This window comes from Succinivibrio dextrinosolvens DSM 3072 (genome assembly GCF_900167015.1).
Lineage (GTDB): Bacteria > Pseudomonadota > Gammaproteobacteria > Enterobacterales > Succinivibrionaceae > Succinivibrio > Succinivibrio dextrinosolvens.
In genome coordinates, this window is record NZ_FUXX01000006.1 from 68,276 (window position 1) to 83,218 (window position 14,943).

The following is a 14,943-nucleotide window of genomic DNA, read 5'->3' on the forward strand; positions in this document are numbered from 1 at the left end:
TTAGAACTAACACGAAATATTGGAACATTTTGTACAATATTTTTATGTTTGTAGTATCAATCAATCCTAAATTCTTTTTTCTTATATATAATGGTATTAGTAAACTGTTTATTATTTGTATTTTGAGCTTATAAAAATGTACATTCAAATAAAAAAATCAAACAATACCCAGTACGTTTATTTGGTTGAGTCCTTCAGAAAAGAAGATGGTTCTATTGGCCATAGAACACTTAACAAATTAGGCAAGCTTGACGATCTGTTAAAAGACGATCCAAATGCACTTGAAAAGCTGAAAAAGGATGTTAAGGAAAAATCTGCAGAACTTAAGGGCGCAATCAAGAAAGATGTAGTTACCCGCCTTAATTCAATGGCTAAAAGTTCCAGACTTAAGAAATATGAGAATGGCTTCCCTCAGGTTAATTATGCATATGCCATTTTCAACTATATCTGGTCAGATATTCTAAAGCTTGATTATCGTCTCAACTATCTTCAGTCAAGATATCACGCAAAATTAAAGTACTCTTTATCAGAAGTAATTCTGGCAAATCTTGTGATTGCTATTTTGGGCTATGAGGATGAGGACGGTAATGAGCTTGTCTACGGTCCGGATCTTGGCTTTCTGGGGGTAAATTACACAGCAGAGCAGCTTAAGGAATACATGGCAAATTCACAAGATATTCTTAACGAGGAATCTTTATATATGTTGAGATTTATCGTTAAGCAGCTGTCAGCTGAATATGATATGGATTTTTTAAGTACATCTCTTAATCAGTCTGGACTGAAGCTTGATTCTGATACTCTTGAAAAACTGCAGATGTCAGGAAGTGAGGCTACTGTAAGTAAAGAAGAGCTTATATTTACCAAAACAGCTCGTTTCAATCAGATGTCCAGCTATCTGCGTCTGATTATGATGAAGATTATCAGATTCAAACTGGAACAGTATACAAAGGAAAGCTTCGATTATTCTGAAATTCGAGCAGCCTTAAGAGAGGCTATTGTCCTGGTTGATTATCCTCTAGTTGAAGGTGAAAGCTTCCTGTACGTGAAGAGGAACAATGGAAAGAATGTAATTCTAATGAATAAGATTCTGAAATCATTAGGCATGAGTCCTCTGTTTAATATTCAGGATAAAACTGAGTTAGGACACCGTCTGCATCTTAAACTAAAGGAAGACAGCAAGATTGTTCCTAGCTTTATTATGAAAAAAATTTAATCAGCATAAAGAGGTTATATCATGAGGGTTCAGGGGGTATCTGGTGATGGTTCTTCTGCACCTGCAGCAGAAAGCAAGGATGATGTAAAAACAAGAGGCAACGATTATTGGTCTGAGCAGAAAAAAGAGCAGTTTGATAAGGCAATGTCCAAAAAGGAAGATGTTGGTTCTGAAAAGAACCAGGGCGAATCTAAAAATAAGGATTCAGATCTTTCTTCAATGTTTTCTTCTTTTGCTAAGCAGGCCAGTTCTCTGACATCTTCCTCTGCTAATGCCGCATCTCAGAGTTCATCTGTTGGTTCTCAGACAGAACTGCAGCAGCTGGTGACATCTCTTGTGGATAAGATTCTGGTGTCTCAGCCAAGACTTGATGGTGCGCATCAGGTGATGCTTCAGCTTAATGATACTGTGCTTACCAATACCTCGATAACCTTAACTCGTGATATCAGCGGTATGCTTTTCGTGAATATTGTGTCATCAGATCCTATTTCCTTTAAAAAGCTGATGGCTACCAAGGATATGCTAGAGGCTGACCTGGATTCTCATGAGAAGAATGCTTTCAGAGTAGACGTTTCTTTTGATGGCATTGAAGCTGAGGGTGTTTACAACGATACAGGCGCTCTTGCAAATGAGAGAGAGTCTGTACTAAAAGACGGGGATAATGATAATGTCTGAACCTGTTCTATATGAGATACCTCGACTTTCCGTCGCTCAGGCAAGACTGTTCAATTCTGTCAATGCTGTGGTTGGACCTGCGGGAAGTTTTAAGTTCTCTCCTCTTACAGAGTATGATGGGGCTGAGGTTGTCAGTGCTTATCTGAATGTCAACGGTTCTGTGCTTAAAGTTTCAGCTTTATCAGATGCTTTTCTGAATGAAGATCCTCTTCTTCAGGATATAAATATCAGATCCCTTCCATTTGAGCTGTTATCTGCAAGCCTTGAGATTGCTTTTTCAAAGGAAATTGAGTATCTGTCATCAAAGGTTAATGCCTATATTACCTTCTGCGATCCTCCTATTTCTTTTTCATCAACTCAGGTTCTTTACTGCAGTCTGGTTCATGAGTCATGCACTATACCTCTTAAAGTTGAGATCCCAAATGATGATGCTGCATTTAATCTGGCTCATATGTTTGAGAGTCTTGAGAAGTCTGTAAATAACGAGCTTGTTCATAGTCTTGAATTTGAACTTGGTTTTGATATCGGATATGTAACTCTAAAAACCAGAGATCTTAAGGATTTATGCTGTGGGGATATTCTGATTCCGGATGTTTATCTTTTTGATTCGAATCTTGCATACGCAAAGCTTTCAAATAAATATCTGGTTTTCGATTTAGCTGAAGGACAGGGCTTTTTTAAAGGTATAAAAACAGTCGCAAACGAGGAGAATAAGAATAATATGAGCGAAAATACTGAAGAAAACGTAATGAATGACGGTGGTTCTCAGGTAGATTCAGCAGGCACTGTAAATACAGATGATCTGAACTTTGAGGTTGCCTTCGAGGTAGACAGAAGAACTCTGACCTATGATGAGGTAACATCATTAAAGCCTGGTTCTGTTTTAACACTGTCATGCTCAAAACAGTCTCCTGTATCCATTAAGGTTAATGGAAAAATTGTAGGCTCAGGCCGACTGGTTGACCTCGGCGATAATATTGGTGTTCAGATTACAGAACTAAAGAGCTGATTTTATGGGAAGTGATTTTAATCATTTTAACTTTCTTGTTCTTATGGCTGTTATCGGTATTATGCCGATTATGGTCACTGTGGTTACCTCATACTGCAAGATTGTTATTGTTCTCTCTCTAATCAGAAATGCATTGGGTGTTCAGCAGACTCCTCCTGGTATGGTGCTTGCGGCACTTTCCATGATCCTGTCTGTATTCATTATGGCTCCCGTGGGAAAACAGATTGTTGATGATCTTGACGGGGTTCAGTTTGAAAACCATAGTATTGTTCAGATGGTTGAGGATCTTAATACCTATTCGAAGCCTTTAAAGGATTTTCTGGTTGTTAATACTGATGTTCGTATCACCAAAGCATTTGTGAATGCAGCCAAGAAGATCTGGCCTGAAGAGATGCGAGAATCAATTGAACCAGATAATTATATTTTCGTAATTCCTTCATTTGTAATTTCGGAGCTGACCAAGGCCTTCCAGATTGGCTTCCTGCTTTATCTTCCATTTATTGCCATCGACCTGATTATATCCAACATTCTTCTAGCCATGGGTATGATGATGGTGTCGCCAATGTCCATATCTCTGCCATTCAAACTGATGCTGTTCGTGTCATTGGACGGCTGGCTGAAGCTTACACAGGGACTTATGTACAGTTACTCGTACTAGTATTCTTTGCAGGTAGATTTAAGCGATTCAAAGCACTTCTTTCGTAAAAAAAGAGGTGCTTTGTGCTTTTTGAATTAAGATTTAAAGCAGAGAGAAGAAGGTCTTTAGAAGACTCATTCCGTACACGATGATAACAACACCGCATACTTTGTTTATAACAGTCAGTACTCCTGAGTTAATTTTTCCGCTGAACATGGAGATAAGAAAAATCAGCCCCAAAAACCACAGGAATGATGCTGATATGATTCCAGACATGAAAGGTAAAGCCTGATTAGAGAGCAGGGTTACATGGAATGCTCCTAGCATCATGGTTCCGTCGATGATTGCCTGCGGATTGCACCAGGTTACAAAACATGCTGATGAAATAGTTTTTCCAATAGGCAAGCTCTGACCTTCTTTTCTTATCTCTTCTGCCTTTGTTTTGATAAGGCTTAAGCCGATTTTTATCAGTACAGCACTTCCTAAAAGCAGAATACCCAGCTTAACTGTTTCATATTTCTCCATCAGACTGCCTATACCGAAAAAGCAGGATGCAGAAAGAGTAATGTCAAAAAAGGCTACTATCAGAGCTGTAAGAAAAGCTCTTCTTCTTGAATCATTCAGGGCTGAATTGATAACGAACAGATTCTGCATTCCAATAGGTGCCAGATAGGCAAGTCCCATTGTCAGTCCCTGAAAAAAATAAGTGTACATTGAAATATACCAACCAAATTAACTATACTTTATTTGTTATTTATAATTACACTGGGGAATAACCCATTTGTTTATCTTGATTTTAAGAGATATTATATTTTTGTAAGAAAATTTGTAACCGACCAAATTAGTAGTTTTTAACCAACCAAGTTCCAATATGAAAAACTGTATTGAAATCAGCTGGAAGCCAGACAGAACCTCTAGTATTCCTGCATATCAGCAGATAATTGATTTTTTTCTTTCTTCTGTAAGTTCAGGTGCATTTGCTGTAGGTATGAGACTTCCTTCCCAGAGAAAGCTCTCTGAGCTTTTTGAGGTGAATCGTTCAACAGTAAGCACTGCAATTGCTGAACTGTCATCCTACGGAATTATCAAAGGCAGCTATGGTGCTGGAACTGAAATTGCTAGCAATACCTGGTCGGTACTTTTAAAAAGCAATCAGAGCTGGTCAAAGCATGTTCTCTCAGGTAACTTCAAGGAGAACATCTCTACTCTGCAGATGATAAATCAGCTGGAATTTGAAAGAAGTCTGTTAAGACTGGGAACAGGCGAACTTGATCCAAGACTTTTTCCCGTTAAATTATGGCAGAAGGCTTTGAGCCGTGTAGGAAAAGAAGTGGTTTCACTGGGCTATCTTGAGCCTTTGGGGCTTTATGAGCTTCGCTGTGAAATTGCCAGACATTTAAAGAAAATTGGTATAAATACCTCTCCAAAGTGTATTCTTATCACCTCAGGTTCACTTCAGGCTCTGCAGCTTATCTCAGTATGCCTTTTAAAAAGCGGATCAAAGGTGTTTGTTGAAGCCCCATCATATTTAAAATCCCTCCAGGTTTTCCAGTCCGCAGGTCTTGAGCTTACAGGAATATCTATGGATAAAGACGGGATGGAGTACTGGAAGATGCTGCCTTTGCTTAAGCCGTCTGCAAAAGAAAATACGTCTGTGGTTTATACAATTCCCAGCAACCATAATCCAACCGGAATCTGTATGAGCGATAAACGAAGAGAGGAGCTTTTGGATTTCTGTCTTACAAATAGAATTCCTGTTATAGAGGATGGAGCCTATCAGGAGCTAAGCTTTGATGACTGTTCTTTTAATCCGATTAAATTCTTTGACCAGAACGGTATGGTAATTTATCTTGGAACCGCCTCTAAAACTCTGTCTCCGGGGCTTAGAATCGGATGGCTGGTTGCGCCACAGGCAGTTGTTAAAAGATTAGGCGATGCAAAAATGCAGATGGATTATGGTGCCAGCTCTGTATCCCAGTATATATTCTTAGAATTCCTGAGATCTGGTATGTATGATGATTATCTTTTCCGACTCAAATCTGTTTTGAAAAAAAGACTTGATAATGCGCTGAATGTTCTTTCAGAGAACTTTTCATCAATTGCAGACTGGACAAAACCTCATGGAGGTTTTTACATATGGCTTACTTTCAGAGCTCCAATAAGATCTGAACTGCTGTTTAATGCTGCGATTAAGGAAGGTATCCTATTGAATCCAGGGGATATTTACGATTTCAAAGACAATAATTCCCTAAGATTATCTTATGCGTACATTACTGAGAGTGAATTTGAAAAGGGGGCTACTACCCTCAAAAAACTGATAATCAAGCTTCAGTCTGAACATGGAAGAAAAAAATAGTGTCCCCCCAGAAAATCAGATACTAAAAAAATTATGTATATTGCTCATTCTGTTCCCGTTAGACTGTGGAACACCTGTAACAGCGTTTTCATCAAGAAATGAAGAGGTAATAACTGTTCTTAAATAATCTATATAAGGCTGAGCGTTTTCTATAAAGCATTCAGCTCCTTCCTCGAATCTGTCAGCTGTAAGGTGATCTATCGAAATATCGTAGCAGACCCACACAATAGTGGTTTCTTTATCATATACAATGCGAAGGTTGGAGAATTTTCCTCCTGCCATTGCTGCAGCAAGCAGGTCTGAGAATACATTTGGATGGTCTTCTGCGTTATCCCCAAGTTTTTCTACACTCATAAAGAACATTACACTGTTATCTGTAATATTTGCATAAAGTTCATTACCGTCATTGAGTCTTGTAGTCGATATTCCATTCTCCAGAAAATCGTTAAGATGAACTCTCTTAAACTGCTTTAACAGATTGTTTATATGCATAATATCCATGTTTTGCCCCTTATATATTTATTTTTTTGGGTGATTTTTACCTTTAATTTAATTATGAATATATTCTACATTTTTTTCAAAACTATTTCGTGCGACACTTCACATATATTTTCTAAAGTAGTTACATAACGCAAGAAATATCTTATCATATAAAAAAGTAGTTCACATTTTATAGAATAGGAAAGGATTAGATTATGTCAGATAGAATTAATGGCGCAGATAACAGAGTTAGCGCAGTAAATGTGAATAATGACGCAGGCAATCAGGTACAGGGACATAACAGAAATTCAGCTCCTAATCAGGCTGTTAATTCTCTTGCCGGTGCTGTTAAAGAGCAGAATAATGCTGTAAACAACCAGCTCCAAAATAATAATGAGGATGTTCTTGCAAATCTTCCTAACGACCTGTTTGAGGATGGCGATGTTCCTCAGCGTAATTTCTCTTTGAAGAATCCTCTTGACTCAGCAGAAATACTGAATAAAGCCAAGTCCTTAAACGGAGAGAACCAGCAGATCTCTGGTATGGATGATGAGCTTTTTATAACCGGTTTTATAAAACAGAACCAGGGCTTTGATGTTCTGTCTTATACAGCCTTAGCATGTCCAAATCTTGCAAAGCTTCAGGATTTAGCATCTCAGTGTGATCTTGAATTCAAAATTACATGTGCCAAGCACTTTAAAGAGATGTCTCCTATCAAACAGCTGCGTGTTCTATACAATGCCTCAACAAATGATGCACAAAGAGCCTATGTTGATCTTCTGATTGCTCATACTTTCTGTTATGCCTTTTCAAAAGATATTTTAGCTAAACTTCCTCAGAACAAGAGAGATCCAAACATAGAGAAGTCTCTGCAGGCTCTGATTGGTAATCTGATGGCAGCCTCATCTTCAGAAGATATAGCAAAGGCTGTTTCAGAACTCTATTCAACAGCAAATGACCTGCTCAAGGATGTACCTAATCAGTTTGCTCAGAAAGCATTGGAACAGCTGCAGCGTTTTACAACCGCTATCTGTAATAATAAGGAAGCCGCCAACACCAAGGTTAACAAACTTGCAGACAGCTTTAGACAGGCTGCAGAAAATATTTCAAAGGTTGATCCTGAGTCTTTAAAAGCTAATAAAAGTCTTTTTGTTACAAACAATCGTACCGGTGGAATTCCTAAGCAGTGCGGTATTGTTGCCAATTATCTGTTCAATGAATCAAAGTCAATGGAGTATATTTCCTTCAATGAGCACAAGGCTATTGTTGATAAGCTTTTGAGCGAAAAGGATGAACTGGACAGAATCTTTAAGGATCCTAATCTTAATGGCTATACTCTTGATCAGATAAAGAATCGAATCAGGACTGAGGGCTTCAATAATGAATATCTGCTGGCTCAGCTTTCAAGATATGAGGAAAAGGCTGTCAGTGACATTAATTCACGCATTGAAGTTCTCTTTGCAAATCCAGGTAAAAATGACGCATTTGCCAATGAGCTGCTGTCAATTTTTTCAAGCATTAACAGGGAGATAACTTCTGAGAAAGCCTCAGTGGTTTTACAGACTCTTAAGGATAAGTTCAGTGCTTTTGATGCAAACGCACATGAAGGCTTTAATGACAGTCTGAACTTTAAGACATTAAAGGCTCTGATTATAAGAGCTCCAGACAGTGATGCACTTAAATCTAATTTCTCTGAAGTGATTAGACTTGTTGCAAATAACAAGTTTTCATTCCTGGGCTTTAGCGGTTTAAATGCACCAGCTAATGCAACAGAGGCGGTTAAGATTGAATCTGCTGTTTCATTCCTGGAATCATACGCTGAAGCCTTATCAGATCCACAAAGAGCAAAAACTCTTTTAAACGAGAAGATTGATAAGGCATTAACAGATGGAAATACCAGATTAGCATTCTTCAAGATGGCAACAGCTCTTGCAAGAAATACAGATTCTCCTGCTGTAAAGCAGCAGTGTGGCTATATGAAGAATCTGCTGGCAGTAAAGGAATCTGTAAATCAAATCGTAGCTCAGATTACAACTGCAGCTAAAATTGATTTTGGTGCTAATACAGTAGAGGTTGTGAATCTTTTAGTTAAGATCGGAACTGGCTCAGCAAACAATATTACATCCGGAGATCTGAAGAAGCTTTTAGCCTTTACTGTCAATATTCCTTTAAAGGAACTCAATGCAATCTGGAACACTGTTCTTTATTCAGCATACCATCTGAATATGAAAGAGCTTATTGAATCCAACGCTATTGCTGATGCTCCTGCACGTGTTTACTCTACAGCTGCTGAAGAAAATGCAGCTGGAGCAAACGGTCCAACCCCAGGAGAGCAAGCAAGACAGAACTTTATTGCATCTTTAGATGCCAATGTCAGAGCTAAGCTTGGTGGTACCATGACAGGTGCTCTAAGAGAGAAAGGTCAGCTGTCAACAGTAAGTAATATTGCTTCAAGCCTTAACGCCAAGCTTGATGACAAGAAAGCTCTGCAGACAGTGCTGGTTGCATCAGACAAGGGTAAATCTCTTCTGTCACTAGAAGAAATGCGTAAGGATGTCTATACCTTTGGAACCAGCTGGTCATCAGATGCCTACAATAACATCTCTGATCCTGATGAGCTTATCAAAATCGGCATCAATAAGAACAAGCTTGCAGATGAGGTTAACCGTAATCATAAGATTGCAGACAATTTTATTCATCTGCAGAAGTCTCATGATGTAGCAATCGGTATGCCTACAATCTCAGCTCTTCTGTCAGCTCAGAAACTTGGTCCTAAAGATTCTGTAAAAGGTGAGGATGTAGCTGTTTCTATCTCCCTTTTAAGAGACAATCTCATTGATGATGCATCATTGCTTGATGATGCAACTCTGGCAGCTTATGGAATTAGTAACAGACAGCTAATAACCTTTACAAAAGATGAAATGACTTTTGCTAAAGATTATGCGGAATATCTTGTTCACCAGTCTCAATACCAGGCTCTGAATCTCGATTTTGAACCAGATCCTCGTTTTTCAGATGAGAATGTGAATGCATTTAAGACAAAGTGTCAGAATGCATTGTCAAAACTTGAGGAAGCCCTTACAACACAGGTCAATGTAGAACCTCTATCAAAGGTTACCAAGCTTCTGATTAACAAGTACATGCAGATTTCCGGTCTGATGAATGCTCACACAATTGCTACATTTGAGGTTAGTCAGCTGTATCTGAAGAATCATAATATTTTAGATGCGGCTTTGCAGTCTCCAGATGAAGTTAAGAGAATTAATCTTGAGATTACTGCTCGTGCTCATGCCAAGCAGAATGAGTATTTTGATGCCATCATCAATGGCAAAATGAATACTCAGACTGAATTCTTAAATCATCTTGTAAGTGATTTCTCCTCAAAGGTAGCAGTCTACGAATACGATAAGATTGAGAATATTTCCAATGTAACAAAGGAAGTACCTCTGACTTCTGCTGAGAAGAAGGAACTTATCAGCAACCTTAAGATTTTAAATCAGAATATTGATGTAAAAACCTTTACCCAGGTCCCAGAAGATCCAGTCAATGGTAAGACTTCCTTCAGTGCTGATCTTCTTGAGCTTTCAAATGCTGCTGATGATGAGGTATTTACCAGCAAGCTTAATGCCTTTATCGGTAATCATCTGAAGCTTGAAACTACAACTGTTGCTGACTCAGTAGTAGTCTACAAGAGCTATGAGAACAGAACTTCAGAGAACGCTGCTACTACATCAATTTCTACAGCCCTGAGTGATGCTGCTGTCAATGCTGCAGCGGGTACTAATCTTAATAAGATTGTCTCCTCCTATAAGTCAGGCTACGGAAATACAGCTCGTAACAGGGAAGCTCTAGATCTTGATACAAAGCTAACCAAGAGTGAGTCTGAATCTTTAAGACCTCTATCTAACGAACTTCTTAGCAGAAGTGATGTCCGTGATGTGCTGAGACTTGCATCCAGCTACGCAGCAACAAAGCTTGGCTATGCTGGTAAGAACGCGCTTTATGAAGCTTACAAGAAGAGCGACACTCCTGCTGCTGAAAAGGCTAAGATTGAGAACATGATGGTTCACTGCCTGAAGGTTCGTGGCTTTGATTCAAACATGGCTAAACTTCTGGCAAAGGCAAGACTAAGTGAGACATCAGATCAGTTTATCCTGACCAAGATGTTCAGAAGTGTTAAGTCTCATTTCTTCTCAATTGTTAATGACATAAAAGGAGTCTTCAGATCTGCCAAGATTTTCTTTGGCGGACTGCCTTCAGATGAGGCTGAAAAGCGAGCTCATGATTTCCATGAGTACCTGCCTGCCATGAAGGAAACTGTTTCCAGAATCGGTGAAAATGAAATCCGATATGTAACACAGGATATGAACTTTAAGGTTTCATTCAATGCGCTTGCAGCAATTGACGCTGTTACAGGAGGAGCTTTAGATAAAAATGATATTCTGAAGGTTAAGGCTTCGCTCACCTTAGGCTCAAATGCTGCCATGATGATCGGAAGAAATCCTGATGGCAAAGTCAGCATGTTTATCAATGCAAGTATCTTACAGGTAGGCCTTGAAGTAGAAGCTTCCGGAAAGCCTGCAATTGCAGGTGGTGCGAAAGGCTCTGCCGGAGTTTCTGCAGGTGGTAACCGCATACTTGAGCTTAAGTTTGATACTGATGATGAAGCTGCAGCCTTCATGTGTAAGATGTATACCGCTCAGCTTACCGAAGAGGATGTACGTCTTGCTTCAGAGGCTGCTTCAGGATCATCCTTCAATGCCTCCGGTAAGGTGCAGGTTAAGGCAACCATGAGTAAGGTCCTACAGGGCTTTCTGCATCATGATGATCTTGATGCAATCAACAATGAAAAGGATGATGCAGCAAAGAAAGCCTTAGTAGAGAAGTATGCAAAAGAGCATCCTATAATCAAGAATATTGTTGATTACACAAACATTGGCGCTGTTGATCTTTCATACAAATTCAACTTCCAGCGTTCTAATGTTATTGATAATAGTGGCTCTATAGTTGAGTACCGTACTGAACATACAATAGGCAAGAAGATCAAATTATTTGAGCTTGCTCCTGGTACTCATAAACCAGATTTCTCCAATCTGGACAAGGGAGCAGATCAGGTATTTAAGGATATAGTAAAAGTCAAGGATGGAACTGACGTTGTAACGGATATAATCGTGTCTACCACAACCAATGCCTTGAATAAGAGCGATCCGAAAAAGGCAAAGAAGTTTGTTGATGCTGTAGATAGTCTCTCAAAGAAAATAGACAAGTATAACCAGTACAATAATGATATTTATCATATTGAGCATATTTCATCCAAGCACTATTCCGCAACAACAGGAAATATTGATGCGGCAACTGAAAAAACTGTATCCAACAAGCTGACAGATAACGATCTTAAGCTGATGGAGGAAAAGGGGCTTATCAACGATACTGTTAAAGCAAAGCTTCAGGAACTGATAGAAAAAGAAAAAATTGTTAAGGTTACCTTTGTTCGAACCCTTAAGCAGTCAGTTATTGATACCTATAAGGATGATAAGGCTAAGCTTGAAAAGGAAGCTGGCAAGGTAAACTCCAATTTCACTTTACAGGATGTGATTATTGAAACCAAGGGAGGGGAGTCTTCGACTATTAAGAATGAAGATTGGCTGTCTATAGTAAGTGGCGGTTACGCAAGCTATACCACAGAAAACAAGTCAAATTCAAATTATGTTCTGAAGATAAGCGCAACCAGCCTGTAGCGTAGTTGTACGTATTGTGAACCAAAAAAAACGAGGTCTGTATAATGCAGACCTCTGTTTTTTCAGAGTGATTCTTTATAGCAGATTGACAAAAAAAAGATCGACTTAGTCGACCTTTTTGCGTTGTATTCTAATTTCTGCTTCTGAAAGGTTTTACGTCACGCTTTTCCTTTCCGGTGTATACCTGACGAGGTCTACCGATTCTGAAGTCCTCATTTGTATGCATTTCATTCCAGTGGGTGATCCAGCCGATGGTTCTTGCCAGTGCGAAGATTACGGTGAACATTGAAGTTGGAATGCCGATAGCGTTCAGAATGATTCCTGAGTAGAAATCAACGTTTGGATACAGATGTCTGGTTACAAAGTATTCATCGTTGAGGGCAATCTTCTCAAGCTCGGTTGCAATCTTCAGAAGAGGATTGTTGTCAATATGAAGTGCATCCAGTACTTCATGACAGGTGTCTCTCATAACAATTGCACGAGGATCAAAGGTCTTGTAAACACGGTGACCGAAGCCGAACAGCCTGAATGGATCGTTCTTGTCCTTTGCTCTTGCAATATACTCTGGGATTCTGTCAACAGAACCGATTTCCTCAAGCATACGCAGACAGGCTTCATTAGCACCGCCGTGAGCTGGGCCCCATAAAGAAGCTACACCTGCAGCAATACATGCATAAGGGTTGGCTCCAGATGAACCTGCAAGACGTACTGATGAGGTTGATGCGTTCTGCTCATGGTCTGCATGAAGGGTAAAAATTCGGTCCAAGGCTTTTTCAACAATTGGGTTAACCTTATATTCCTCACATGGTGTAGAGAACATCATATGCAGAAAGTTTGCGGTATAGCTCAGATCATTTCTTGGGTAAACAAATGGGTGACCGATTGAGTACTTATATGACATAGCTGCCAGAGTTGGCATCTTTGCAATCAGTCGTACTGCAGTAAGTTCACGATGCTCAGGATCGTAAATATCAAGCTTGTCATGATAGAAGGCTGATAGCGCTCCTGCCACACCGCAAAGCACAGCCATAGGGTGGGAGTCACGTCTGAAAGCCTGGAACAGTGATTCCATCTGAGTATGTACCAGAGTATGGTGTTTTACTCTGTGCACAAATTCCTGATACTGCTCTTTAGTTGGAAGCTCTCCCTTAAACAGCAGATAGCAGACCTGCAGATAATCGCATTTGGTTGCAAGCTGGTCGATTGGATATCCTCTGTATAGAAGAACACCATTCTTTCCATCAATGAAAGTAATCTTTGAGGTACATGATGCGGTTGATACAAAGCCAGGATCATAGGTGAAATATCCCTGCTTGCCGAGTTCTCTGATATCAATTACTTCAGGTCCGATAGTTCCTTTAAGAATAGGAAGTTCAATCGGATCCTTACCTGGAATGATAAGAGTTGCATATTTGTCTAAAGCAGGTAGTTTTTCTTCTATTGCCATTATGATTATTCCTTATCATTTGTTTAATAAACAAAACGCATTAGCCATGATTTCATTGTAAACACATTCTCATAAATGTATAGATAATTGAAAATATTGGCTCTTTGCACTGTTATAGAGCGCACGCTTGTGGTTCATTTTGCCAATCTGTTCCATATTTTCTTAATTTTGTATATGCTAGCAGGAATATCTAAGTTAAGAGTTAGCTATGAAAGAAGTAATTATGGAAAGAAGAATTCTTTTAACCGAGTGTAAGGATGATGTTGGTCTTATTGCTAAGATTACCAACGTCTGCTTCCTGTTTCATATGAACGTAATTCGTCAGGATCAGTTTGCTTCCCATGAAGATAACAGATTCTTTATGAGAACTGTTATTGAAGGTAACTTCAGTGACGAAAAGATTTCTGAGACTCTAATCAATACTGTTATCAATGTCCTTCCAGAAGGTGCTATTGTCCGTCTTAAGGATGAGTCAAAGCGCAGACTGTGTGTGCTGGTAACCAAGGAATCTCACTGTCTGGGTGAACTTCTGATGAAATCATATTCCGGTGCAATGAATGCTGATATCTCACTGGTTGCCGGTAACTATCCTGAATTAGGTGCTCTTGCTGAGAAGTTTGGTGTTCCTTTCAAGCTTGTTTCCTGTGAGGGTATTACCAAGGAAGAGCAGGAAAAGAACATGATGGATGTAATTGACGAGTGCAATCCAGATTATGTCATTCTGGCAAAGTACATGAGAATTCTTTCTCCAAACTTTGTAAATCACTATCCATTAGGCAAACTGATTAACATTCACCACTCATTCCTACCTGCATTTATCGGTGCAAAGCCATATCATCAGGCTTACGACAGAGGTGTGAAGATTATTGGTGCTACAGCTCATTTTGTTACAAATAACCTGGACGAAGGTCCTATCATTGAACAGGATGTTATCAAGGTAAATCACCGTTATGATCCTCAGACTCTTGCCAAGGCCGGTCACGATGTAGAGCAGATGGTTCTGATGAGAGCTGTTAACAAGGTTTTAGATGACAAGGTGTTTATTCACGGTAATAAGACTGTAGTCTTCTAAATCTTATTCTGTTTTCTTGTAAGGCACTATATTAGTATAGTGCTTTTTTTTGGTTCATCCGTGAATCTGTGGAAAGCCCTGATTTGAATATAATAAAATTCATCAGGGCTTTCTTCTATCCAATCGTCGGGATTGGAGTAAACTTTCCTCTGAATGCACTTCTTATTCTTAAAAAGAAATAATCTAAATCTCTGTACCCATAGGCTACACGCTTTAGAACCTTTATCTTGTTATTTATACCTTCCAGAACACTTGTCCTGATATGGTAGATGCCGGCATTGGTAATGCCGTCTCTGTAGTGGTCATTCTGACTCTT

The 14,943-nt window shown here is 39.2% G+C and carries 11 protein-coding genes; 7 read left to right on the forward strand and 4 right to left on the reverse strand.

The window, feature by feature from the left end; translation table 11 throughout:
- Positions 1-136: 136 nt before the first annotated feature.
- The 4 genes from B5D46_RS03035 to sctR are packed head-to-tail and all read left to right on the forward strand — an operon-like array spanning position 137 to position 3,555.
- Positions 137-1,213, forward strand: coding sequence for a hypothetical protein (locus tag B5D46_RS03035; protein WP_143675593.1), 1,077 nt, complete (start codon positions 137-139; stop codon positions 1,211-1,213).
- A 21-nt stretch (positions 1,214-1,234) separates the two neighbouring features.
- Positions 1,235-1,888, forward strand: a complete 654-nt coding sequence (locus tag B5D46_RS03040; protein ID WP_078928179.1) for a hypothetical protein — start codon at positions 1,235-1,237, stop codon at positions 1,886-1,888.
- Positions 1,881-2,897 carry a type III secretion system cytoplasmic ring protein SctQ gene (gene sctQ, locus B5D46_RS03045; protein WP_159443006.1) on the forward strand — a complete coding sequence of 339 codons (1,017 nt, stop codon included), beginning with the start codon at positions 1,881-1,883 and terminating at the stop codon, positions 2,895-2,897. The genes B5D46_RS03040 and sctQ overlap by 8 nt, the downstream gene beginning before the upstream one ends.
- Before the next feature lie 4 nt (positions 2,898-2,901).
- A complete protein-coding gene (gene sctR, locus B5D46_RS03050; RefSeq protein WP_078928181.1) occupies positions 2,902-3,555 on the forward strand; it encodes a type III secretion system export apparatus subunit SctR in 654 nt (217 codons plus the stop codon).
- 81 nt (positions 3,556-3,636) lie between these two features.
- Here the strand turns inward: sctR and B5D46_RS03055 are convergent, their stop codons facing one another.
- On the reverse strand, positions 3,637-4,248 hold the full coding sequence (locus B5D46_RS03055; protein WP_078928182.1) for a LysE/ArgO family amino acid transporter: 612 nt from the start codon (positions 4,246-4,248) through the stop codon (positions 3,637-3,639).
- Positions 4,249-4,405: 157 nt separating this feature from the next.
- Between B5D46_RS03055 and B5D46_RS03060 the strand changes: the two genes are divergently transcribed.
- A complete protein-coding gene (locus B5D46_RS03060; protein ID WP_078928183.1) occupies positions 4,406-5,890 on the forward strand; it encodes an aminotransferase-like domain-containing protein in 1,485 nt (494 codons plus the stop codon).
- Between the two features lie 15 nt (positions 5,891-5,905).
- Here the strand turns inward: B5D46_RS03060 and B5D46_RS03065 are convergent, their stop codons facing one another.
- Positions 5,906-6,391, reverse strand: coding sequence for a type III secretion system chaperone (locus tag B5D46_RS03065; RefSeq protein ID WP_078928184.1), 486 nt, complete (start codon positions 6,389-6,391; stop codon positions 5,906-5,908).
- Between the two features lie 194 nt (positions 6,392-6,585).
- Here B5D46_RS03065 and B5D46_RS03070 point away from each other — a divergent pair, with 194 nt between their 5' ends.
- Positions 6,586-12,108, forward strand: a complete 5,523-nt coding sequence (locus B5D46_RS03070; protein WP_078928185.1) for a hypothetical protein — start codon at positions 6,586-6,588, stop codon at positions 12,106-12,108.
- A 130-nt stretch (positions 12,109-12,238) separates the two neighbouring features.
- Here the strand turns inward: B5D46_RS03070 and gltA are convergent, their stop codons facing one another.
- Positions 12,239-13,555, reverse strand: a complete 1,317-nt coding sequence (gltA, locus tag B5D46_RS03075) for a citrate synthase (protein ID WP_078928186.1) — start codon at positions 13,553-13,555, stop codon at positions 12,239-12,241.
- 223 nt (positions 13,556-13,778) lie between these two features.
- Here gltA and purU point away from each other — a divergent pair, with 223 nt between their 5' ends.
- Positions 13,779-14,627, forward strand: coding sequence for a formyltetrahydrofolate deformylase (gene purU / locus B5D46_RS03080; protein ID WP_078928188.1), 849 nt, complete (start codon positions 13,779-13,781; stop codon positions 14,625-14,627).
- A gap of 115 nt (positions 14,628-14,742) precedes the next feature.
- Here purU and B5D46_RS03085 read toward each other — a convergent pair.
- Positions 14,743-14,943: transposase (locus tag B5D46_RS03085; protein WP_200805006.1), on the reverse strand; the 201-nt coding region annotated here is incomplete at its 5' end.